The following is a 540-nucleotide window of genomic DNA, read 5'->3' as shown; positions in this document are numbered from 1 at the left end:
CTTTTGCTCTTGATCCTGTTTTGGATGAAAAAGAATGGAACCAGCTTCAAACCATCATGGATGAAGCCGGCGAGCTGCCGAAGCGCACCCCTCATCAAAAGCTGGTCAATACAAAGATCGCCGAAAAGGTCACAAAAAATTACTAGGAGGTGGCCGCAGTGTCTTTTCTGCAAGTTCAGGATGTCACACATACTTACTTTTCATTGAAGGAAAAAACAGCGTCGCTGGAAAACGTGAGCATTGAAGTCGAAAAAGGCGAATTTGTTTCGTTTCTCGGCCCAAGCGGATGCGGCAAAACAACGCTTTTATCGATCATCGCCGGCATCGTTTCCCCCACGGAAGGACGCGTCTTGGTTGAAGGGCGCACACCTGATGGAAAGGATCGGCACATCGGTTATATGCTCCAGCAGGATTATTTATTTCCCTGGAAAACCATTGAGGAAAACGTCTTAATCGGTTTGCACATTTCCAAAAAACTAGGCCCTGAAACGAAGGAAACCGCTCTCGGCCTACTGAAAAAATTCGGGCTTTACGAGGTTG

Annotated in this window: 1 protein-coding gene and 1 pseudogene; both read left to right on the top strand. The window is 47.0% G+C overall.

Going from position 1 to position 540, the window contains the following annotated elements; all coding sequences use genetic code 11:
• A pseudogene (locus ACWHAR_RS31230) lies at positions 1–146 on the top strand (ABC transporter substrate-binding protein); the annotation flags it as partial.
• A gap of 12 nt (positions 147–158) precedes the next feature.
• On the top strand, positions 159–540 hold a 382-nt coding region (locus ACWHAR_RS31225), incomplete at its 3' end, for an ATP-binding cassette domain-containing protein (RefSeq protein WP_452088948.1).

This window comes from Bacillus sp. LR--39, from assembly GCF_053613335.1.
Note: the sequence above shows the minus strand (reverse complement) of the source record. Positions and strands in the feature narration are given on the sequence as shown.